Annotated in this window: 11 protein-coding genes; 10 read left to right on the forward strand and 1 reads right to left on the reverse strand. The window is 38.9% G+C overall.

Annotation, left to right across the window (positions count from 1 at the left end):
* Window positions 1-20: 20 nt before the first annotated feature.
* The 5 genes from ACRD64_RS01990 to ACRD64_RS02010 all read left to right on the forward strand — a co-directional run bounded on the left by ACRD64_RS01990 (window position 21) and on the right by ACRD64_RS02010 (window position 9502).
* On the forward strand, window positions 21-5717 hold the full coding sequence (locus ACRD64_RS01990) for an Ig-like domain-containing protein (RefSeq protein ID WP_430931477.1): 5697 nt from the start codon (window positions 21-23) through the stop codon (window positions 5715-5717).
* A gap of 33 nt (window positions 5718-5750) precedes the next feature.
* On the forward strand, window positions 5751-5942 hold the full coding sequence (locus ACRD64_RS01995) for a hypothetical protein (RefSeq protein WP_430931478.1): 192 nt from the start codon (window positions 5751-5753) through the stop codon (window positions 5940-5942).
* 163 nt (window positions 5943-6105) lie between these two features.
* Window positions 6106-7515: a 23S rRNA (uracil(1939)-C(5))-methyltransferase RlmD gene (rlmD, locus tag ACRD64_RS02000; protein ID WP_430931479.1), complete on the forward strand. Its 1410-nt coding sequence runs from the start codon at window positions 6106-6108 to the stop codon at window positions 7513-7515.
* A gap of 11 nt (window positions 7516-7526) precedes the next feature.
* Window positions 7527-8648, forward strand: a complete 1122-nt coding sequence (locus ACRD64_RS02005) for a DEAD/DEAH box helicase (RefSeq protein WP_430931480.1) — start codon at window positions 7527-7529, stop codon at window positions 8646-8648.
* Window positions 8649-9166: 518 nt separating this feature from the next.
* Entirely contained in the window at window positions 9167-9502 is a 336-nt protein-coding gene (locus ACRD64_RS02010; protein ID WP_430931481.1) for a C-GCAxxG-C-C family (seleno)protein, read from the forward strand.
* Between the two features lie 337 nt (window positions 9503-9839).
* On the opposite strand, the gene ACRD64_RS02015 is transcribed toward ACRD64_RS02010, so the two are convergent.
* The gene (locus ACRD64_RS02015) at window positions 9840-13904 is read right to left on the reverse strand and encodes a two-component regulator propeller domain-containing protein (protein ID WP_430931482.1); all 4065 of its coding nucleotides are present in this window, start codon (window positions 13902-13904) and stop codon (window positions 9840-9842) included.
* 243 nt (window positions 13905-14147) lie between these two features.
* Between ACRD64_RS02015 and ACRD64_RS02020 the strand changes: the two genes are divergently transcribed.
* The 5 genes from ACRD64_RS02020 to ACRD64_RS02040 all read left to right on the forward strand — a co-directional run bounded on the left by ACRD64_RS02020 (window position 14148) and on the right by ACRD64_RS02040 (window position 24314).
* Window positions 14148-16799 (forward strand): glycoside hydrolase family 3 C-terminal domain-containing protein, encoded by a 2652-nt coding sequence (locus ACRD64_RS02020; RefSeq protein WP_430931483.1) that lies wholly within the window; start codon window positions 14148-14150, stop codon window positions 16797-16799.
* 187 nt (window positions 16800-16986) lie between these two features.
* Window positions 16987-20106 carry a SusC/RagA family TonB-linked outer membrane protein gene (locus ACRD64_RS02025; RefSeq protein WP_430931484.1) on the forward strand — a complete coding sequence of 1040 codons (3120 nt, stop codon included), beginning with the start codon at window positions 16987-16989 and terminating at the stop codon, window positions 20104-20106.
* A gap of 26 nt (window positions 20107-20132) precedes the next feature.
* Window positions 20133-21692 carry a RagB/SusD family nutrient uptake outer membrane protein gene (locus ACRD64_RS02030; RefSeq protein WP_430931485.1) on the forward strand — a complete coding sequence of 520 codons (1560 nt, stop codon included), beginning with the start codon at window positions 20133-20135 and terminating at the stop codon, window positions 21690-21692.
* Window positions 21693-21709: 17 nt separating this feature from the next.
* Window positions 21710-22864: a hypothetical protein gene (locus ACRD64_RS02035; protein ID WP_430931486.1), complete on the forward strand. Its 1155-nt coding sequence runs from the start codon at window positions 21710-21712 to the stop codon at window positions 22862-22864.
* A gap of 109 nt (window positions 22865-22973) precedes the next feature.
* Complete coding sequence (locus ACRD64_RS02040; protein WP_430931487.1) at window positions 22974-24314, forward strand: endo-1,4-beta-xylanase; 1341 nt, start codon at window positions 22974-22976, stop codon at window positions 24312-24314.
* Window positions 24315-24333: the final 19 nt, after the last annotated feature.

The raw sequence follows: 24333 nt of genomic DNA on the forward strand, positions 1-24333 counted from the left end.
GGTCTTAAAATATTAGTAATATGAAAAAGCTTCTTTCATTATTTTTTATACTTTCCATTGGTCTTACGGCTTGGGGACAGAGTTATAATTCTGGATATCCAAGTGTTACTAACCTAGGAGAAACTACTTGCGACGTAAATACGGAAATTGATACAGATCTATATGAAACATCATTTATTATATTACCTGCTTCAGATCCAGTTCCAACTATTCAAAATGTTCTTGATTGGTCTTATGACGGAAATGGGGGAACTTTAACCAGTGGTACTTATGGGGATATACAACCATTAAACAGAGGAAATATAGTCTCTGTTGCAAATTCGTTGTATACACTTAGTGTTACTAACTTAACTGCTTCAACTGATTATGTTGCATATTTTGTTTCAAGTACAGATTGGACTGTCGGAACAGCTATTGAAACTAGCTCCCCAACATCAGTAGCTTTCACAACAAACTCTGCAGCCCCACAATGGACTACTGTTGCTTACAATAATGGTTTAACCAAGACAGACTTAACCGTTTCCGGTACGGTTGATAACGCAGGAACTTTTTATACGGTGGTTACTTCCAGTTCCACAACGCCAAGCGAAGCGCAAATTGTTACCGGCACCGACCACAATGACGCTTCCGTACCCAATGACAACGGTGCTGTTTTAGCCGATACTGAATTCACGGGAACAGTTGATATTTCATCACTTTCCTCGGAAACAACATACTATGCTTACACGGTAGTGTACGACGGATCAAATTATTCAACCATTGAATCCTTCTCTTTTGACACTCAAGACACTCAGGCTCCGTCGTATAATACGGCTCCAAATATTGATAATATTGCAGGTACAGGTGCAACCATTAATTTACAAACTGACGAGGCCGGTACTTTTTACTGGGTAGTTGTACTCAGCACTGATGCCGCTCCAAGTATCGAAGAAGTTAAAAACGGACAAATTTCAGGTGGAGGTTCTGCCACGTTTTCCGGTAATGCTGCAACGATAGCCTCCACAGATGTATCCGATAACATTACAGGCCTTACTTATGGAACCAATTACAGTGCTTATATTGTTACTACAGATGACAATACCAATGACATCGAGACCGTAAGCGCAACACAAGTTGATTTTACCTCGCAGGCAGCTCCGCCAACAATTAGTTTATATTCACCTGTTGATGACGCTACAGATGTTGCCATCAACACCTCACTTATATTAACTTTTAATGAAGATATCAATATTGGTACTTCAGGATATTTTACGATTCAAGAAGTAAGTGGCGGAACAACGCTTTACGCCTATAATGCAGGTAATGTTTCAGTTGGAACCAACACGCTTACGGTTACACATACCTTCAACAATGAAAAAGACTATTACATTGAGATTGATGCGGGATTTGTGACTTCAGCCTCTTCGGGTGTATCGTTCGAAGGCATCAGCTCCAGTACCGAATGGAACTTCACGACTATTGCAGCCGCTCCGCAATGGACAACTGTTGCCTACAATAATGGTTTAACAAAAACAGATTTAACGGTGTCCGGAACGGTTGACAAGGCTTCCACTATATATACGGTGGTAACTTCAAGTGCCACGGTGCCAACGGAAGCGCAAATTATTGCAGGAACCGATGATAATGATGCTACTGTGCCATCGGGATCGGGAGCAGCCACTGCCGATACCGAATTTTCAATAAATGTTGATATTACCTCACTATCCTCCGAAACACTCTACTATGTGCATTCAGTTGTAGATGACGGGTCGAGCTATTCCAGCATTGAATCTTTCTCTTTTACAACACAAGATACGCAAGCTCCATCATACAGCAGTGGATATCCCGACTATTTTATCCTTGACGAAACTACGGTTGTTTTAGATGTAGAAACCGATGAAGACGGTGAGTTTTATTATGTGGTCCTAACTTCAGGAGAAACAGCTCCTTCAGCAACCCAGGTAATGAACGGTACAGATGCCAATGATGTGGCAGCAACTTTTGCAGGAGGAGGGTCGTTTGAAGGTATGCTATTTGCCGATTCTCCTTCTTCCGTGTTCGTTACTGGATTAAGCGAAAACACCAGTTACACTGCATACTTTGTTTCAATGGATGACAACTCCAATCAAATAGAAACAACAACCTCTACTGCTTTAACATTTACCACACCTGCTTCCGCTCCTGAAGTATCATCGTATTTACCTGCACAAAATGCTACGGATGTTGCGATTGATCAAAGCTTGGAGATAACGTTAGACGAAGACATACAGTTTGTCACGGGTTCAACAAGCAGGGTTTATATCCTACGCACAAGTGATGATTCGGAATTTATTTCATATGGTATATCCAGTGTGCAGCTATCCATTACAGACGGCACACTGTCTATTGCCCACCTAACAGATTTTGAAGAAAACACCTCGTATTACGTTTTGATAGACGACGGTTTTATTGAATCCTCTGCTACAGGGGCCGACTTTTATGGTATCACCGTTACTACAGAATGGGCATTTACCACCGAAACACTTCCGGCGCAATGGGCCGGGGGATACCCTAACCTGCAAAACCTGACAAAAACCGGTTTAGATATGGTTGGCCAGGTGGATGAGGCCGGAACGTATTATGTGGTGATAACCACAAGCAGCACAGCTCCAACCGATGCACAGGTGGCAGCCGGATTGGATCATACAGGCGCTGCAGCTTTGATAACCTCAACAGGTGCTGTTACGGCAGATACTGAATTTACATCGAACCTTGATATATCAAATTTGGATACCCAAACCGACTATTGGGTTCATGTTGTGGTTGAAGATGCCAATACTAATTTTTCAACAGTTCAGTCGTTAGCATTTACATCTCTTGAAACTTCCTGGGAAGATACCTACCCCAACATCCAAAACCAGAGTAAAACAAGCATGGATGTATACGGACAAGTGGACGGTAGCGGTAATTATTATCTTGTAGTTACAGCGAGTAGTACTTCTCCAACGGAATCCCAAATCATGTCTGGCCTTGACGAATTGGGTGCCGCAGCACTTATCACAGCCAATGCGGCAGTCAGCGCAAATACCGAGTTTATATCTAACCTTGATCTTTCTGGTTTAACTTCAGAAACTGACTATTGGGTGTATATTATGGTAGAAGATGCCTTTGGCAATTACACTTCCATTTCACAGCTCGCTTTTACACAGTTCGATACTAGCGCACCGGTATATGCGGCTTCCAAACCAGAGATGACTAATATTACAGGTGTTACAGCAACCATAGAGGTTCAAACTAACGAGGATGGCAGAACCTACTGGGTAATACTTCCGGCTACCGATGCGGCTCCATCTATTGCACAGGTATTAAATGGAACCGATGCAAGCGACACATCGGTTAGTTCTTCCGGGAACAGGGGTATTACTGCGGATGAATTGCTACAGGTAGTTACCAATAGCTACACCTCCGAAACCGATTATATGGCTTATTTTGTAACCCGAGACAATAGCGAAAATTATATTGAGACAGTCAGCCCAACAGAGGTTTCGTTTACCACAGCCGATATTACTTCGCCTGTGGCTACATTTGATCCAACAGGTGGGTCTGTTGATGTTGCTTTAGATAAAACGATAACCATAACGTTTACAGAAGCGATTTACAATACATCGGCTGAGTTAATCACCAACAGCAATGTATCTTCCATTGTCAGTTTAAATGAAACCAGTTCAGGTGGCGCTGCAGTTGCCGCTGCGATAACATTTGACGAGATCAATTTTATTATTACCATTGACCCAACAAGCGATTTAAATGAATTGCAATTATATAACATTGGTTTATCCGACTTGCAGGATGGAAGCGACAATATATTAGTCACATCTAATACAACTTTCACCACCGAGGATATCACGCCTCCGGTAACCACATTTGTGGATCCACAAAATGAGGATACCAATAGGTCAATTGGTTCTCCTTTGGAAATTAGTTTTGATGAAGCAATAAGAAATCTGGATGGAACGGAAATTAGCAATACGGATCTTGAAACCATAATCACTTTCAGTCCGGCCGCCACTTTTACGGCAACTTTAAATACATCCGAAGACGGCATCCTTATTTATCCGGATCCATATTTAACCTCCGAAACAACCTACACGCTTACGGTTAACCAGGTAGAAGACGTCTCCGGCAATGAGCAGACCGCAAGCGCTTCCATAGATTTTACAACTGCTGTGTTTAACACCTGGAATGGAAATGCCGGCGATAATGATTTCTTAAACAGCAATAACTATGATGCGGGATATTCCAGTGGTGCCAGTGTGGTAGTTGAATCCGGTTCTTCTTTAATGCGAATCAGTTCTAACGCAAGTCTGCCTAATTTAATTATTGAACCATTAGGGAGTGTAACCATAGAGTCTGGCGTTACCGTTTCGCTAAGCGAGGAATTGACACTTAAGAGTGATGCCACAGGCACCGGATCGCTTATCATTGATGGAACCTTATCCGTATCAAGTTCGAACATTAACGTCGAGCAAAACATAACCGATCCGAACGAATACGAATTTGTAAGTTCTCCGGTACAAGGAGCTACCCCTAATAGTGTTGGAGCAGATGGATCTATTTATTCATGGGATAACACCACAGGAAGCTGGGTTGCCCATGATAGTGGATCAAGTTTTGGTTCGATGGATGGATATATCCTGAAAAGTTCGGATGATTTACTTTACAGCGGCGCGTTACACAGTGGCGCTTATTCGCTGGATGTAAACGGAACACCTAAGAACTCAGGCTTTACCCTTGCCGGCAACCCGTATACTGCAGCGTTGGATTGGGATTTACTTACCGCTAGTGACACTTCAAATATTGAAGATAAATTTTGGATATATGTGGATGGTGTATATGGTAGCTACAATGGTTCCGACGACTCACAAATTAACCTGGAAGGTGATGCCTCACTTATTCCTAGCGGACATGCATTCTGGGTTAAAGCCGTTTGGGAATCGGGTCAAACAGTTGCTGGATCTTTATCCGTGGACGAAACATTGCTCGACCACAACCATACATCATACCTGAAATCGTCAGCCAGTTCCTATACCATACCTAATATTAGATTGGAAGGCGTCCATAATGGCGTTAAATGCGAACAACTATTTACCTTTAATCCAAATGCTGCCGAATCGTTTGAAAGATATGATACGGAAAGATTCTTTGGATTTAATACAGATGCTATAGAAATGTTTACCCTGGTGGATGAGAAAAAACTGGCTATTAATTCGTTGCCTGAGCTTACCGACAACATGATTATACCATTAGCTTATAAAACTCAAAAAACCGGTGATTTTTCTATCAGACTAAAAGATGTTCAAAATATCAACAATGGTTTGCAGGTATTATTAACGGACCATCAGGAAGGCGTAACCATAGATTTAAATGCTGAAGATTCATATACATTTCATTCTGAAGCCATTACCGCAACAGATAGGTTCAGTCTGAAATTAGTGGGTAGCATCAGCACCGATATAGTTAAGGAATTATTAAAAAAACCAGTTTCTATTTATTCTAATAAGAAGATCGTTTTTATCGACGTTGAAAAGTTAAACAACGCGGAGTATTCCGTATATGATATGGACGGGAAAATGATCAAGGCCGGAAGACTAGACGAGTATTCCTTAAATCAGATTACTTTAGATAGGCCAAACGGTATATTTGTTGTCAAGGTGATTGGGGATGAATATGTAACCTCAAAAAAAGTAGTTATTAATTAGTGAAATTTAAATCTTTCATTTACTTTTGTACCGATGAGCACTAACAACAAAAAGAAATATTCCAAACCCGTTATCACCGCTCATGCCATAGACAATGAAATTTCTTTGGTAATGATGACATATACGGGTGAAGATCCACCGCCGGTTCCAAGTTCGGCAGCAAATAGTGCTGACCCAACTCCAACGCAGTTGAACAATTTTAACGATAATCCCTTTGGGGAATAAAATATAAAGACCGTCAAATGAATGACGGTCTTTTTTTTATCTTTGCAGCCAAATTGAACCGGTATGGCCGGAACAAAAAATCACAATCAATAGTAATATCATACTAAGCATTGCCTTGTAGGTCAGGCTTGGTAATTTAAACGCACGTATAAAGCTAGTTACCGTGGGAAGATCAAGAAAAAGAAAGCCGCTGTTTGAGCAAGTTGAGATAATAGATGTGGCTGCGGAAGGAAAAGCATTGGCCAGGATAGATGAAAAAGTATTATTTGTACAAAATGCCGTTCCCGGCGATATTGTAGACGTTCAAGTCAATAAAAAACGTAAAAGTTTTTACGAAGGGTATGTGACGCAATATCATAAACTATCCGATATCAGGGTTGAACCTTTCTGTGCTCACTTTGGTAAGTGCGGCGGTTGCAAGTGGCAAGCTCTACCCTACTCCGAACAGTTAAAATACAAGCAACGTGAAATTGAAAATAACCTGCAAAGAATCGGTAAAATCGACCTCCCGGAAGTGATGCCCATAATTGCTTCTAAAAAAGATCGGTATTACCGTAACAAACTGGAATATACCTTTTCAAACAAAAGGTGGGTGGAGGAACATGAAATGGATATTCCCCAGGACTCTGTTGAGCGATATGGTCTGGGCTTCCATATCCCCAGAATGTTTGACAAGGTGATCGACATTGAGAAGTGCTATTTGCAGGAAGAACCATCCAACAGTATCCGTCTGGCCATAAAGAAATATGCACTGGCGAATGGGTTGACATTTTTTGATATCCGCAACCACGAAGGCTTTTTAAGGACATTGATCATACGCACAACTTCAACAGGGGAAGTCATGGTTATTGTTGCGTTCTACCACGAGGATGTGGAAAAAAGAGAAGGACTTTTAAATCACCTGAAAGAGGAGTTTCCGCAAATCACCTCCTTGCTTTACGTGATTAACGAAAAAGCCAATGATACCATTGGCGACCAGGAAGTGCTTTGCTTTCACGGGCGCGAATATATTGAAGAAGAGATGGAAGGCCTCAAATTCAGAATCGGGCCAAAATCCTTTTATCAGACCAACTCTGAACAAGCCTACGAACTCTATAAAGTCACCCGTGATTTTGCCTCACTAACAGGAAATGAAGTGGTTTACGACCTATACACCGGAACCGGGACCATCGCCAACTTTGTGGCTTCAAATGCGCAAAAAGTAGTTGGGGTAGAATATGTTCCCGAAGCCATTGAAGATGCCGTCATCAACTCAAACAACAACAAAATAGACAATACCACCTTTTATGCCGGTGACATGAAGGATGTGCTGAACCCCATTTTCATGGAGGAAAACGGTGCCCCCGATGTCATTATCGTGGACCCCCCAAGGGCGGGCATGCACGAGGATGTGGTTAGGACCCTTCTTAAAACCAATGCCCCCAGAATTGTTTATGTAAGCTGCAATTCAGCCACACAGGCAAGAGACTTAAATATATTAGATGAAAAATATAAAGTATTAAAAATTCAACCGGTTGATATGTTCCCACACACGCACCATGTTGAAAATGTAGTACTTTTAGAACTTAAATAGAACGGAAATACATGGAAAACTTTGAACAACTAGGTGTAAAAAAACAATTTGTTACAGCCATTAACGAAATGAACATCGTTACACCTACCAACATACAAGCACAAGTCATCCCCTTGCTATTGCAAAGCCATACCGATTTGATTGCACAAGCACAAACAGGCACCGGAAAAACAGCAGCCTTTGGTCTGCCTTTATTGCACCGGGTGGATGCTAAGAAAAAAGAAGTGCAAGGCTTAATCCTATGCCCGACAAGGGAATTAGGACAACAGATTGCCAAACAACTGTTCAAGTTCACCAAGTATTCCGACAAGATATTTACGGAAGCTGTTTTTGGAGGTGCGCAAATTGAACCGCAAATCAGTGCCTTGCGTCGCCCAACACACATTGTTGTTGCCACGCCGGGCCGCCTGATTGATTTGGTAAAGCGTAAAGCGGTGGATCTTCGAAAAGTGCATACCGTTATTTTGGACGAGGCTGACGAGATGTTAAGCATGGGATTTAAAAAAGAGCTGGACGAAATACTATCCATGCTCCCTGCCGTTGAAAACAAATGGCTTTTTTCGGCCACCATGCCCGACGGTATCAAAAAAATCGTTAAACGACACCTCTCTAATAAGGCTGTAAAAATTGAGATTAACAAAAAGCGTCAGGTAAACAGGAATATCGACCATCAGTTTTTGGTTTGCGAGGAAAGTGAAAAACTGCATGTTCTGATTCAGATGCTAAACTCGGATCCGCATGCCAGGGGCGTTGTTTTCTGCAAAACAAAGGCAGCAGCCCAAACTTTGGCCAAACAACTTAAAGCCAAGAACATTGCCACAGATGCTATTCAGGGCGACCTGAAGCAAGTGGAGCGCGACAAAGTGATGCGGGCGTTTAAAAACGAATCTCTGCGCTTATTGATAGCCACAGATCTGGCCGCACGAGGAATTGACATTGCCGACCTCGCCTTCGTGGTTCATTATCAACTGCCCGATAAAGATGAGTATTACACACACCGTAGCGGCAGAACCGCTCGTGCAGGCAACAGGGGTATTTCTTTGGCATTAATCACTTCTGCCGAGATTAAACAAATCAGATGGTTTGAGAAAACATTGGGTATCAGTTTTAAACAAATTAGAAGATCCAAGTAGAAGACGGAAAAGGGAGCGGAGATTCGGGATCAATAATGACTTATCTCACGTTCAAAAGGTTCTTCTCACCTCACATTTGATGGTTATCACCACCATCTTAGGGGTTATCGAATTGCCAGAGGTGTTATCACAGTGCAATAGGCCAGCTATCGCGGATCGGTGGGCCTTTATCGCACCGGAGTTACCTCTTGTCGCAACAGTGTTTCCTCTTGTCGCAGTGGAGCTACCTCTTGTCGCAGCAATGTTTCCTCTTATCGCAGCAGGTTACCCTTTGTCGCACCGTAGTTTCCTCTTTTTGCACCAGAGTTACCTCTTGTTGCAGCAGTGTTTCCTCTTATTGCAGCAGGATACCTCTTGTCGCACCGGAGTTACCTCTTGTCGCAGTAATGTTACCTCTTGTCGCAGATGTTTTTCCTCTTATCTCAGCAGGTTATCTCTTGTCGAACCAGGGTTTCCTCTTTACACAGTAACAACAACCTGGGAAAGGGAAGCATAGTAAAAAATAAATTACAAAATTAATGAAAGTAGAACAGGCATTACGTCTCTACCACGGTAAAGAAGGATTTAACTGCGCCCAGGCTATTCTTAAAACTTTTCAGCAAGAATTTAGTGTGGACGAAAGTGCCATCGCAGAAGCCAAAAAACAAGGAAGAGGGAAGGCTGAAGGGGGCACCTGCGGGGCGCTTCATGCGGCACTTATTCTGGTTAAAGACCAAAACCTGCAAAACAAGCTAAAGGATACCTTTATCGCCAATGGCGGCAGTATATGCTGTAAAGATATTAGGATAGCACACGAACTCAGCTGCAAAGAATGTGTAAAACTAGCCGCAAAAACCATTCAGGAAATCTTGTGATTGACAAAATATCCACTTTACTTATTTTATTTATTTAATGAACCTTAAATTTTACCACTTTTCTTTTAAAAAAAGCAACTAAATATACCAACATCTAATATGGCTCATTTGTAATTACTATTATTCACTTTAAACCCGGATTATGCATTAGAACTTCGTGGTGAACATTGAAAGTCCAATAAAACAAGGCTTTACCGAAACGGGGCATAACTTGTCCCGATTACTTTCGGGAGCATCGTTATGGTGAGTTGAAGTGAAGCAGCGGAGTGTCTTGTTTTGAAACAATTTCAATGTGTAATAGATTTTCTAATGCATATTGTGGGTTAAATGGCTAACATTATTCTTTATCAATATTCTGTTGCCCCATATACTCCTTGGGAGAAATTCCATAGTACGACTTAAACGAAGTAGAAAAGTGCGAAAGACTTGAATACCCGAGAGAATAAGCCACCTCACTTACGTTTAATTTTTTATTGACCAAAATATAGGCAGCTTGCTTCATGCGCACATTTTTAATTAAATCACGAGCCGATTGATTGGTGATTTCCTTTAGTTTACGGTGCATATGCACACGACTAATACCAACACCATCTGCCAGCATTTCAACATTCAAATCATTATTAGAAATATTATCCCGAATAATGGTCATCACCTTTTGCATCAAAATTTCATCGTGCGACTGTACTTCAACAGGTTCAACCTGGTATTTTTCAGCTTTCTTTTCAGCTTTAGCCAATATCTTTTTTCGGTTTTCAATTAGATTGGCCACTGATTTTTTGAGGAAATTTGTATTAAAAGGTTTTACCAAATACATATCGGCACCTGTTTCAATACCTTCCGCTTTGTCCTCTTCCTTTGAAAGTGCTGTAAGAAGAATAATAGGGATATGATTGGTTTCAACATGGCTTTTTATTTTTTTGCAAAAAGTAATCCCGTCCATTTCCGGCATCATTATATCACTGATAATTAAATCCGGTTTCTCCTCAAAAACAATTGCGTGTGCCTGTTTTCCGTTTTCACATGCAATAACCTTATACCTGTCTGAAAGCTCCTCGGTCAGATATTCTCTAATTTCAACCTCATCCTCAACCACCATAATCTTATAGGATGTTTTAGGCTTAAGCTCTTTTTTACCCCATGAGCTTCGTTCGGTTACTATTCTATAGCTATGTTTATGCGAAGGCGCAGGAAGAAGATTTTCATCTACTACTAAATCTTCTTGCGGCAGATGTTGATTACCTAGGGGGATCTGAACATAAAAAGTACTTCCTACACCATTTTCCCCACCTTCCGCAAACAACTTTCCTTTATGTAACTCCACTAAAGAACGAGATAAATGAAGTCCAATTCCAGTACCGGTAATATGTCTGGTTTCGGGAGTATTGATCTGATAAAAACGATTAAATATCTTTTCTAAATCTACTTTCTTAATACCAACACCAGTATCCGAAACACTAACTTGAGCATAGGCAGGAGTGTTTGCAGTAGCAGGAACTTCAATAATCTCTATGTTTATCCTGCCTTTTTCTGGTGTAAACTTAAATGCATTAGATAGCAGGTTAACCACAACTTTCTCGAAATTTAAGGGATCCATCCATATTTTTATGGCTGGATTAACGCATTCAATATTAAATTGAATATCTTTTGAAGAAGCCAGATAATTGTATGATTGACTAATTTCATTGATAAAATCAAGCAGATTAGTTTCCTGGTATTTAACTAACATACGCCCTTTCTCAATTTTACGAACATCCATCAATTGATTGATTAACCTAAAAATACGATTAGTATTTTGCTGCATTATAGCATATAACCTTTTTGTTTCATTGTCCACTTTATTTTCAAGGAGTTTATCTAATGGATCAATAATTAAACTTAATGGTGTTCTTATTTCGTGGGAGATATTAATGAAGAATTGCATTTTCTTTTCATTCAGTTTCTCTACTTCTATTCGTTTAAACGTTTGCTTATATAGTTGAAATCCAATAAAAATAATAGCGAATGACAATAGTATCCAAAGTAACTTTGCTGCATTAGTTTTAAACCAGGGTGGATGGATAATAATGGTGAGCTTCCTGGGTTCAGAATATAGTTTTTTATCTACTCCTCTCACTAAAAACTGATAAGAACCATGTGATAAATTTGTATATGTGGCTATTCTATTGTACGAATTGCTGGTATTCCAGTCCGTATCAAAACCTTCCATCATATATTCGTAATTTATCCGGGATTGATTAGCTAACTCTAACGAAGTAAATGCAATAGAAAATACATTGTCTTTTTCTGCCAGATTAATGGTGTCAGCTACGACAATAGATTTTTTTAGGATAATATGATGGCCCGATTTTTCGCCAATACGAACAGCTTTATTGAAGCGCTGAAAATCAGTTAACATCACTTTGGGCGCTTGGGGTATATGTTTGTTATAATCTTTCCTAATCTCAGTGATGCCATTAATACCCCCAAAATACAAGTTGCTATTGTCCGATTTAAAAACGGAGTTTCTATAAAATTCATTGGATTGTAAACCATCGGAAGCATAATAATTTACAAAGTTGTTGTTGGTAGGGTCTAAACGACTTAAGCCATTATGTGTACTGATCCATAGTTGATAGTATTCGTCTTCTTCAATGGCACAGACAACATTTCCAGCCATTCCATTATCAATGGTAAAAGTAGTAAACGACATATCAGAGGTAGCTATTTTTACTAAACCTTTGTAGGTGCCCACCCATATATTGCCTTGATAATCACGCTTAACACAATAGACAACATTGCTAGGAAGGTAATTGCCTTCTTGTGTGAAAATAGAAAGACTATTGATTGATGGATTCACATATACCAACCCATCGTAAGTGCCAATCCAAAAGTTCTTATTTTCATCAATGTATATATCGTTAATCCATTGCGGAATTAAACTGTTCAACGAATCGTTAATGTCTAATCCTAAAGTAAACTGATTGCTGGAGGTGTTTAAGTTCACCAAACCTTTGCCTAAGGTACCAATCCAAAATTCCCCATCATCTCCCGATTCAATACATCCTACCTTATCGCTGGGTAAGCTTAAAGGGTTTTCCGGATCATTTTTAAATGAATTAACCTGACCATTACTTTTATTGTAACGCAACAGGCCATTGGAATAGGTGCCAATCCATAAATATTTATCGTTCGAATTATTTAAGCTAAAGATATTTGTACTAATTGGGTTTCCTCTTTTGTCTAATAAATCAATATGAGAAACCTGTTGGTTTCTTCTGTTTACCCTGTAAAGTCCATCTCCATCAGTACCTATCCAAAGTTCATTGTTATTGCCGTCTATTGCAGTTACACAGCTAGATCCGATACTATTTGAGCCAAAAGCTTTGTATCCGTAATGATTAAATAGCGTTTTTGTTTCTGGAAAAAGGAATAGTCCTTTCTGAAATATGCCGGCCCAGATGTTACCGCCATTATCTTCCATTACACAATGCACTTTACTTTTAGAAAAATCAAAGGTGGAGTTGGATGGAGAATATGCATGGAGTTCTTCTTTTTCAGGATCATAACGATATAATCCTAAACCATCGGTACCAACCCACAATCTTTTTTTAGAATCGAACATTAAATCCTTAACAGGAATCTGATATTTGTTATGAGTGGGCGAAAAGATTCGGGTTACCGCCCCTGTTTGTTTATTTAATTTACACAAGCCTTCTTTTAAGCTACCGATAAATAAGTTGCCTTGCTCATCTTCACAAATAGAGGTAATATCGTTGCCGGGAACGGAAATGTAGCTATGCTCTGAGTTCGAATATGTTTTAACTTCTCCTGTTGTTCTATTATAAGCGTTCAGACCATCATTATCGGAGCCTATCCACAATAATCCATCCTTATCTTCAAATAATTTCCGTATATGAAGACTACAGAACTGTTTGTTAAGTCGGGTTGAATATCTGGGGCGACCTAAATCTTTTGGTATTTGAACTAGTCCAAATCCTGACGTAGCTATCCATATGTCACCATTTTTAGTTTCTAGAATGGAAGTTACAAAAGGATGAATCTGTTGGTTTTCGATAAATATTTTAACTTCGATAAAAGTTTCTGAAGTATGATCGTATACCTGAAGACCGTTAACCAGACCTAACCATATCTTACCTTTAGAGTCTTCTGTTATCGTAATTACATAGTTGGCTTTTAAATGGTGTTCGGCTTCTGTAAATGTTGAGAATTTTATACCATCAAACCGGTTTAAGCCATTTTCGGTGGCTACCCAAATAAACCCTAAATGATCCTGATAAACTTTATTGATTAAGCTATTTGAAAGACCTTCATTATAATCAAAAAAGTATTTGTTCTGACCACTCAAAAACTGAGCAATTAGAATAAATAAAAAGATTAGAAAGTGATTTCTTGGTTTTAGCATGATAAAGGCATTCTGTTAAAAATCTAAAATAGGAAAAATGAAACGTTTTGCATCTTTAAAAATATAAAACATTCAGTTTTAGGGGCAGATGTAACCTTTGCGAAAGGATTTGTAACCTATAACAAAGTCATGTAACGAATATACAAGCATGTGTAACGGCTTATAATGCCTAAGTGTAGGGTTGTGGATAGATTTGTATAACAAGTTTTAACACTTGAAAACTCATTTTAAAATACATCCACAATGCCAGTAAATTTTTACATCCGACTATTAATTATAATTACTGTTTTTTCAGTATTGTCATCTTGTGATAATAATAAACAGTATGCGGATACATCATTAAGCTTTAAAGAAAGGGTTGATGATTTAGTATCACAAATGACTTTAGAAGAAAAGGTGTCTCAGTTAGTATATAATGCACCAGCCATTGAAAGATTAAATATTCCTGAATACAATTGGTGGAACGAATGTTTGCATGGAGTAGGCAGAGCTGGTGTTTCAACCGTTTTTCCTCAGGCCATTGGAATGGCAGCAATGTGGGACGATAGTACTATGTTTAGCATTGCCGACGTAGTTTCAGACGAGGCCCGTGCTAAGTATCATGCTTTTACTAAAGATGGAAAAAGAGGTATTTATCAAGGTTTAACCTATTGGACGCCGAATATTAATATTTTCCGCGATCCACGTTGGGGAAGAGGTATGGAAACCTATGGCGAAGATCCATTTCTAACCGGGAAGTTGGGCGTGGCTTATATAAAAGGACTTCAGGGTAATGATCCAAAATATTTTAAATTGATTGCAACCGCTAAGCATTTTGCAGTGCATAGTGGTCCTGAATCATCCCGCCATAGCTTTAATGCTACACCTAGTCAATATGATTTTCTGGAGACTTATAGTCCGCAGTTTAAAATGGCTATTGACAGTGCGAATGTATATTCTGTGATGTGTGCGTATAATAGTTATAACGGGCAACCATGTTGTGGGAATTCAGCGCTTTCTGGATTGTTACGTAACGACTGGGGATTTGATGGTTATATTGTTTCTGATTGCTGGGCGGTAGTTGATTTTTATGCAAAGGATGCACACGAAATAGTGAATACAAAAGCTGAGGCTGCGGCGATTGCTTTAAGGGCAGGGACTGATTTGAATTGTGGAAATTCATATCCTGCATTAGTAGAGGCTGTTAAACATGGCTTTGTTACAGAAGAAGAAATTGATGTTTCTGTAAAGCGTGTTTTTCTGGCCAGAATGAAGTTAGGAATGTTTGATCATGATCAAGATGTTCCTTATTCAAACATCTCGCACGATGTGATCGATTCAAAGAAGCATCAGGATATGGCATTGGAATCAGCACAAAAGTCGATTGTACTATTGGAGAATAAAAATAATATCCTTCCATTCACTAAGAAAGTTAGTAAGGTAGCAGTTATTGGACCTAATGCTAATAATGTAGATGTTTTGTTAGGTAATTATCATGGATATCCATCTAACCCGGTAACGCCATATTTAGGTATCAAAAATAAACTTCCGCAAGCGGATGTAAATTACGCTGTAGGTTGTCATTTAGCAGATAGTCTTCCTTTATTTGATGTGATTCCATCTCGTGTTTTATTTGTTGATAAAACCATGAGGACCAAAGGTCTGAAGGGTGAATATTATGACAATAAGAATTTTCGGGGTAAAGCTCAAGTGTATCGTGTAGATGAGCAGATTGATTTTACATGGTGGAATTTAGCGCCAGACAAATCTTTAAACACGGATACTTTTAGTGTGCGATGGACAGGTGTTGTTGTTCCTGAAGTTTCAGGAAAATACGCCATTGGTGTAGAGGCCTTTCCTCAAATGAAATTATGGATAGATAGTGTACAAATTGCTAGTTATGAGAGTGAGCATCATCCATTAAAAGAATACGATTTTATCACATTAGAAGCAGGTAAGTCATATGCTATTAAAGTGGAGTATGTTCAAAATAAAACGGAATATGCTACTGTAAAACTACTTTGGGAAGAGCCAAATAATAACTTAAAACAAGAAGCCATTGATCTTGCTGAAAAGGCTGATTTAGTGGTGATGTGTATGGGTTTAAGCCCAATGTTGGAAGGCGAAGAGATGAAGGTGAAAGTGGAAGGTTTTACACAAGGTGATAGAGAAGATATTAAATTACCTACTGTTCAAACAGATTTAATCAAAGCCATTCATAAAATAGGTAAACCAACGATTTTGGTGCTGTTAAATGGTAGTGCCATTGCTTTTAACTGGGAAGCCAAAAATATCCCAGCTATTCTTGAAGCTTGGTATCCTGGTCAGGCTGGGGGTACGGCTATCGCTGATATTATTTTTGGCGATTGTAATCCTTCAGGTCGTTTACCTTTAACATTTTACAAATCGGTTGATCAACTTCCTTCATTTGATGATTACAGCATGGAAGGTAAGACCTATAGGTACTTTACGGGTAAACCGTTATACGAGTTTGGTTATGGATTAAGTTATACAAATTTTGAATACAGTAAGCTTGATATGCCGAACAAAATCTGTGCTGGCGAAACGTTAAGTGTTTCTGTTGAAGTAAAGAATACAGGAAAAATTTCAGGAGAGGAGGTTGTTCAGTTGTATGTTGCTCATCCTGAAACTCAATTGAAGAAAGCGATACGAAGCTTAAAAGGTTTTAAAAGAATCTCACTACAGCCTAATGAAAGTAAGAAGGTCAAATTTGTGCTAACACCTCAGGATATTGCACTGCTGAATCAGGAGAATCAATATATCCTGGAAAATGGACTAGTAAACATTACTGTTGGGGGACAACAGCCAAATAAGGTTGCTCAGCAAAACAAAAGAGTGATTACAGAAAGTATCAGTGTCGAAGTGTCAGAAGGTGAAGTCTTTCACCTGAATTAATATGGGGGATTTAAAAACACGATAAGTTATAATTATTTAAATCTAATAAATGATGAAAGAAAAAGGAAAAACATAGAGAAACAAGAGAATTAAGTATTGTTAATTAACCCAATTGGCGATAGATCGTTTTCATATAAAGACCAATTAAATCTGTAAACGAGCTATTGATTTTTTAAATCTATATTTTATGAAATTTAAAGAAATGTTGAAGAAAGGATGTCTGATCCTCTTTTTCGTTTGCATGCAGTTAAGTCTGTTTGCGCAAGATATACAAGTAACTGGTGAGGTGCTTGACTCTAGCGGGGAACCTATTCCGGGTGTTAATGTATCCATTCAGGGTACTACAACAGGAACCATAACCACCTTTGATGGAGTATACACGATTGAAGCTCCGGCTAATGGAAAATTACAGTTTAGTTTTATTGGCTTTCAACAACAAATGGTGGAAATCAATGGGCGTAAAACCATCGATATTTCCCTTGCAGAAGATCTTCAGGATCTGGAAGAAGTTGTTGTTGTTGGTTATGGTACTACCAAGGCTCGCGACTTAACAGGAGCAGTCAGCTCCATTAAAGCGGATGAGTTGGAAGACCAGCCATTTGTAGCCATCGATCAGGCACTTCAAGGAAAAGTCTCAGGTGTAACTATCTCTCAAAACTCAGGTGCGCCAGGTGGTGGTATTTCTGTACGTGTTCGTGGTGTAACATCGCTTACAGGTAGTAATGAGCCGCTTTACGTTGTGGATGGTGTACCGATTGATGGTAACTCAAACAACGATAGTTTTAGTTTTGCTACTATGGGGGGAGAAAGTGGACAAACCAAAGTAAGTGCCCTTTCAACAATTAACCCGAATGATATTACTTCCATCGAAGTACTCAAAGATGCGTCTGCAACAGCTATTTATGGATCCAGAGCTTCTAATGGTGTAATATTAATTACTACAAAAAGTGGAGAAAAAGGAAAGTCAAAAATTTCTTACGATGGGTATTATGGTGTTCAGCAAATTACAAAGTATCTGGATGTAATGGATTTACCTCAATATGCTGAGTATTTAAATGAAGTAAGAGTTCAGGATGGACAAGACCCGAAAGATTCATTCCTCGATCCTAGTTTATTAGGAAAAGGTACAGATTGGCAAGAGGAAGTATTTAGAATTGCACCGATTACCAATCATCAGCTATCTGTTTCAGGAGGCTCGGAGAAGACTAAAGTTTATTCTTCGTTCAACTATTACCAACAGGATGGTATCTTGATTAATACAGATTATGAGCGCTTTGCTTTACGATTAAATATGGACCATCAGGTTAATGATTGGCTGAAAATAGGTAACACAATTACAGCCAGTAATGGTAAAGAGAATATTGCTTATAACGATTCTGAGGATGGGGTTATTATGGGTGCTTTAAGACAATCACCAGAGGTTCCGGTTTATAACTCGGATGGTAGCTGGGGTGGACCAATTGGAGCCGATGGAGTTGGTTCTGGCGGCGGTGGAAACCCGGTAGCATGGTCTAGTATTCGCTCGTCATATCTTGAAAGAAACAAAGTGTTAGGTACCATTTATTCTGAAATAAGTTTCTTAAAAGATTTCAAATTAAGGAGTGAGTTAGGTTATGACTTTAACTTCAACCAAATGTCATCGTTTAATCCATCATACGAGATTGGTGATTTAGTGAACGAAACAGGTACTTCTTTTAAGTATAATACCAACAGTTTTTATTGGATTATGAAAAATTTCCTGACTTACTCAAAAAAGTTTGGCGTTCATAATGTAACAGTAATGGCAGGTCATGAGGGGCAACACTCAGATTGGGAACAAATTCAAGCCAGTCGAGGTGGATTTTTAACCAACGATTTAACAGCTTTATCTATTGGAGATTCAGAAACAGCAGGCGCAACCAGTATGCAGAACCAATGGGCAATGCAATCGGCTTTCGCCAGAGCTAATTATAGTTTTAACAATAAGTATTTATTAACGGGTACTTTTAGAGCGGATGCTTCCTCTAACTTTGGCCCAAACAATAAATGGGGTTATTTTCCATCATTCTCAGCTGGTTGGGTAGTGAGTGAAGAGCCGTTTATGGAATCGCTAAAAGGAACATTGGATTGGGTTAAGATTCGTGCAGGATACGGAGAGGTAGGTAACCAAAATATTGGAGCTTATGCTTACGGTCAGTCTCTGGCAACCATTAACTCAGCATATGGTTCTGCTTTTATACCTGGTAATATTGCTAATCCGGATGTTAAGTGGGAAACAACTACTTCTACCAACTTAGGATTGGAATTAGGTTTCTTTAATAACCGTATTAACATGGACGCTGATTTTTACATTAAAAAATCAAAAGACTTCTTATATCAGTTGCCAATGGCTTACTATTATGGACGTGAAGCATTTTCAGCTCCATATGTAAACCTGGGTGAGATGAGCAACAAAGGTTTTGACTTGTCTATCAATACGGTGAATACAAATTCTAGCAGTCCAGTTAAGTGGAACTCAAGTATTGTTTTTTCTATGTACAGGAATGAGTTAACAAAATTGGCTGATGAAAATTCAACGATTACACAGGTTATTCAATTTAACCAAACAGTTACGCAAACTTCTGTAGGCAATCCAATTGGTCAGTTTTATGGTTACGTAACCGATGGTTTATTTACCAGTATGGATGAATTAAATAATGCGCCATCTCAGGGAACTATTGATGAAAACAATGGTGTATGGTTAGGTGATTATAAATTCAAAGACGTAAATGATGATGGCGTGATAGATGATAACGACAGAACGATTATCGGTAGCCCTCACCCTGATTTTACTTTTAGTCTTTCAAACAATTTATCATATAAAAATCTGGATTTAGCCTTTTCATTATATGGTTCTTATGGAAACGATATAATTAACTGGACACGTAAGGTAACGGAAGGAATGACTGAGCCATATGGTAACCAATCTGTAAAAGTGGCCAACAGGTATACCTCAAGTAATACAGATACAGATATGCCACGTTACGTTTCGGGTGATCCTAATTCAAATGCAAGGGTATCTGATCGCTATGTTGAGGATGGATCATTTTTACGTATTCAAAATATTACTTTAGGTTATACACTTCCTGAAAAGTGGATTAAGAAGACCGGAATCATATCGAACTTAAGAGCTTACGCAACGATCCAAAACTTACATACTTTTACTAATTATAGTGGATACGACCCGGATATTGGTGGGCATAGTAACAATGCATTGTTAGCAGGTATCGATAATGGAAGATACCCTGTGCCACGCACTTATTTATTTGGTTTAAAACTTGATTTTTAATCGTTGAATTCTAAAAGAAAAGAGATATGTACAAATATAAGATATTAGGAATATTAATGTTATTGGTCTTTATGACAGCATGTTCAGAAGATTTTCTGGACATTGCCCCTGAGGATAAAATAACAATTGATAATTATTACAATAACGACGATCAGTTATTGACTGGTGGTGCGGCACTTTATAATCGACCTTGGTTTTATTTCAACGAGAAATTTATTTTATGCTTAGATGTATATGCTGGTAATGCTTCTGGCGATTATGTAGATATTGCTCAGTTTAACAAGTTTGCAGTTTTTGCAGCAAATCAGTTTTCAACAGAGGGCTACCAATCATTATTTTCAGTTGTGGCCTATGCTAACAGTTTATTAGATATCGTAGAAAACAAAACAGGCCCTGCAGTAACTGATGAGGCGAAAGAATGGTCGCGAGGAGAAGGTTTATTTATGCGTTCCGTAGCCTACTATTTTTTGGTACGCACCTTTGGTCCTGTCCCTATTTTAGAAGATATTAACCAATATGGAACCGATGCCGTAGTTTATAAGAACAGGGTAGAGGATATTTACACTTTAATAGAGCGTGATTTAAAAGAAGCAGCTGAGTTATTACCTTTAGCCTGGTCGGAGACAAATGCTGGTAGAGCGACCTCCGGAGCAGCAAACGGCATGTTAGCCGAAGTGTATTTAACATTGGAAGATTATGCCAATGCTAAAGTTTACGCTGATAAAGTAATTGAAAGTGGAAAATATTCCTTGATGCCTGACTATTCAGATAATTTCCAGCATCAAGATGGTGTAAGCAGTGATAACAATAACGAATCAATTTTTGAGTTGCAATGGGTTTCTCCACCGCAAGGAGAACATTGGTATTATACCAATACACACCAGGCTTATTTGGCAGCTGCTGGAAAATTAACAGGAACGGGTGATGGCTGGTCAACTTTTATTCCGAGTAACGATTTTATTGCTGCCTATGAAGAGGGTGATTTAAGAAGACATCCGAGTATTATGGAAGAAGGCAACTTTTATCCTGAGTTAGTAACCAAAGAAGGTGGTTATTTAGTGGAGAATTCATTGTCCAATAACTATGCAGGTTTCAGAAAATATATTGTAGGTTCAGCCGAGGAGTGGCCTTCAGTAAACTTTATGAATACAGATATCAATACCCATATATTAAGGTATGCTGAGGTATTGCTAATTCGTGCGGAAGCTATTTTAGGAACAGCCTCTTCTACAACAGATGCTACTGCGCTGGCAGATATTAATGCTGTGCGTGAGCGTGCTGGTTTGGATGCTTTAACTGAAGTAACTTTAGATGATATCCTTCAGGAAAGAAGAATAGAGCTTGTGATTGAAAGTGGCGACAGATGGTTCGATTTAGCTCGTATCAACCGGACAAAAGCAATCGATATTTTATCGAATACGGATAGAGCATTTTTGGCTGACCGTGATGATCCATCGCAAGGAACAGAAGGTGGTGGTAGATTTGTGGTTCCGCAAGAAAGCGATTTCTTATTGCCGCTTCCTCAGGTAGAAACAGATATCAATCCACTTCTGAAAGAAGACCCTGTTGCTTACGATTTTAACTAACATTTAAAGCTTTTGAAATGAAGAAATTATTAAAATATAGCATATTGGCAGCTTTATTTGTAGGAATAATGTCTGTTAGTACCTCTTGCGAGGATGAAGAAACGTACAATCCTGAATTTTCATTATTAAGATCTACCAATGATGAAATTTCAACTTACGCCCAAGGTTTCCCTGGCGATTTAATTATTGCAGAAGGAGTTGAGCTAGATAAAATGAAATCGATAGGTTTTGTTACTACAGTAGATACTGTGAATGTAGTATTTAACCCAGTTTTAAACTCTGCTGTAGCAATAATGTTTAATGTTCCGTTTGATGAGGATTTAGGAAGTGAAATAGGATTGCAACAAATCTTATTCATCAATAAAAACGATACTGAAGTATTGCAACCTTTCGAGATTCTTCAGCCAGAACCTGAGATTACCTCTTTTACTCCGGCACGTCCAAAAGCAGGCGAATCTACAATTATTCAGGGAGAATGGTTTCAGAACCTTGAGAGTGTAACTTTTGCCGGACAACCTGCGGACTACAGCCAGATGTCATCAACAGAGATTGCCATTAATATTCCTGAAGGTTCTGTTCCTGCTGATGTGGTGGTAACGACTTCTGTTGGTAGTGTAACAGAATATTTAGATGTAGATATAGGTTACAACGTGTACTTATACAACGATTTAGATGGAGGTGGTCTATTCGCTATTAACGAGTGGTGGAGTAATGGAGATTTATCTGACACCCCTATTAAGTTTAGTGATACAGATGGTTTTAAAGGTAACTATGCAGAAATTACCTGGACTGGCTCGACAACAAACGGTTGGGGTAATGCAGAAACATCATCAGGTGCGAATCCTGGAATCCAGGAGACTAGCCAAGCAGATGTTTACTTTGTTTTTGAGGTTTATTGTGTAAGTGCAGCAGGTTCATCTATGCAAATTCAAATAGACGATGGAGGAACAACTTGGGCACATGATTATACTTTCTCAGCAGATGAAGTAGGTAAGTGGATCACTGTTGAAATGAGTACTTATGACTTTGGTAGAGGGTACGACCCAGGTAATCAAACTCACGATATGGACTTGCAGAGTATCAGCAAAGTAAAAGTAGCTATCAACAGCTGGAGTGGTGTTGCGCCAACTACGGTTAGGATAGATAACTTAAGATTCCACGGATATTATTAATGAATATTAGGTTGCTTGCCAAACGTGGCAAGTTAACCTCTAAGATCCTTGAAAATTAAGAGAAGTGTTTCGAAAATATCGAAGCACTTCTCAACATTAAACAAATATTATGCATCAATTAAAAATTTTAATACTTATTGTAGGAACATTTTTAATGTCATCATGTGGTAGTGATGAAGGAGACGAAAACCCTAGCCTTTCATCACCTCTAGCCTTAAATGCCGATGATATTACAGAAACAGGTTTCACAGCTAAGTGGGTAGGAGTAAACAACGCAGAGGGTTATATATTAGACATTTCAACAAATACCGATTTCTCAGATTTTGTACAGGGGTATCAAGCAAAAAAAATTAGTGGTATTGAAGAGACGGTTACAGATTTAACTGGGGCAACAGAGTATCATTACCGGGTGAGAGCATATAACGGCAGTGTTGAATCAGACAACTCAAATGTAATTAAAACAACCACGGAAGTTCCAACCAATGTTACTTTAAAAGAAGCTACTTCAGGTTTTTTTATTGGAACAGTAGTACAAGCCAATAGGCTTACGGGCGATCATGATGTGGTGCTGAAAAGAGAGTTCAGTAGCATAACAGCAGAGTATCAAATGAAAATGAACATCATGTATCCTAATGAAGGGGCTTACGACTGGACAGAATCTGATGCTATTGTTGATTATGCTTTTAACAATAGTTTTAATTTGCATGGCCACGCTTTAATCTGGCACAATGCTACACCAGACTGGGTTGTGAACTACAGTGGAACAGATGCTGAGTTTGAAACGATAGTGGAGGATTATATCAAAACCGTTGTTACTCGTTATAAAGGAAAAGTTACATCGTGGGATGTGGTGAATGAGGCTTTTGAAGATGGTTCAGGTTCGTACCGAAATTCTGTTTTTTACCAGCGAATGGGTGGAGATGATTACTTGAAGAAATGTTTTCAATGGGCTCGTGAAGCTGACCCTGATGTACTATTATTCTATAATGATTATAGCATGTGTAGCGACCAAACCAAACAAGATGCTACATTTAATATGGTAGATGATTTTATAGCGAATAATGTACCTATTGATGGGGTTGGTTTCCAAATGCACATCTCATATGACTGGCCGCAGAAAGATGACATCGAAAGCGCTACAAATCGTATTGTTGAACGTGGATTAAAAGTTCACTATTCAGAATTAGATATTCGAGCGAACCCGAATAATGACTTAACAAGCCTAACAAGTTCTCGTGCTTTAGAACTTAAGGAAAAGTACAAAGAGGTGGCAGCCCTATATAACAATATACCTACTGCAAACCAATATGCTTTAACTATTTGGGGCATGAAGGATAATGAAACTTGGTTAATAAATCATTATGGGCATATGGACTGGCCATTACTTTTTGATGCAAACTTTGATAAGAAAGAAGCATACTATGGATTTCTTGAAGGACTATTATATTAAATTTGAGTTTCAGGAATTC

It is taken from the genome of Saccharicrinis sp. 156 (genome assembly GCF_050589685.1).
Lineage (GTDB): Bacteria > Bacteroidota > Bacteroidia > Bacteroidales > Marinilabiliaceae > Saccharicrinis.

What these genes read in the sequence shown, in the direction of transcription:
- ACRD64_RS02040 (WP_430931487.1), top strand. Translation starts at nt 22,974, where the DNA reads ATGCATCAATTAAAAATTTTAATACTTATTGTAGGAACATTTTTAATG.
- ACRD64_RS02015 (WP_430931482.1), bottom strand. Translation starts at nt 13,904, where the DNA reads ATGCTAAAACCAAGAAATCACTTTCTAATCTTTTTATTTATTCTAATT.
- ACRD64_RS02025 (WP_430931484.1), top strand. Translation starts at nt 16,987, where the DNA reads ATGAAATTTAAAGAAATGTTGAAGAAAGGATGTCTGATCCTCTTTTTC.
- ACRD64_RS02005 (WP_430931480.1), top strand. Translation starts at nt 7,527, where the DNA reads ATGGAAAACTTTGAACAACTAGGTGTAAAAAAACAATTTGTTACAGCC.
- ACRD64_RS02010 (WP_430931481.1), top strand. Translation starts at nt 9,167, where the DNA reads ATGAAAGTAGAACAGGCATTACGTCTCTACCACGGTAAAGAAGGATTT.
- ACRD64_RS01990 (WP_430931477.1), top strand. Translation starts at nt 21, where the DNA reads ATGAAAAAGCTTCTTTCATTATTTTTTATACTTTCCATTGGTCTTACG.
- ACRD64_RS02030 (WP_430931485.1), top strand. Translation starts at nt 20,133, where the DNA reads ATGTACAAATATAAGATATTAGGAATATTAATGTTATTGGTCTTTATG.
- ACRD64_RS02020 (WP_430931483.1), top strand. Translation starts at nt 14,148, where the DNA reads ATGCCAGTAAATTTTTACATCCGACTATTAATTATAATTACTGTTTTT.
- ACRD64_RS01995 (WP_430931478.1), top strand. Translation starts at nt 5,751, where the DNA reads ATGAGCACTAACAACAAAAAGAAATATTCCAAACCCGTTATCACCGCT.
- ACRD64_RS02035 (WP_430931486.1), top strand. Translation starts at nt 21,710, where the DNA reads ATGAAGAAATTATTAAAATATAGCATATTGGCAGCTTTATTTGTAGGA.